The sequence below is a fragment of the Pseudomonas sp. Mn2068 genome (assembly GCF_049319725.1).
Taxonomy (GTDB): Bacteria; Pseudomonadota; Gammaproteobacteria; order Pseudomonadales; family Pseudomonadaceae; genus Aquipseudomonas; species Aquipseudomonas gingeri.
In genome coordinates this window covers 1-203 of the sequence record NZ_JBMOUG010000052.1, presented here as the reverse complement: position 1 = coordinate 203, position 203 = coordinate 1, and the positions used below count along the sequence as shown (strand labels likewise).

The following is a 203-nucleotide window of genomic DNA, read 5'->3' as shown; positions in this document are numbered from 1 at the left end:
TACTCGTTGCTGCACCTGACCGGCTACGACCTGTCCATCGACGACCTGAAGAACTTCCGCCAGCTGCACAGCCGCACCCCGGGCCACCCGGAATACGGCTACACCCCGGGCGTGGAAACCACCACCGGTCCGCTCGGCCAGGGCCTGGCCAACGCCGTTGGCTTCGCGTTGGCGGAAAAGGTGCTGGGCGCGCAGTTCAACCG

The 203-nt window shown here is 67.0% G+C and carries 1 pseudogene; it reads left to right on the top strand.

The annotated features are described in order from the left end of the window. Positions 1–203, top strand: a pseudogene (locus ACL9RJ_RS33320) (transketolase); the annotation flags it as partial.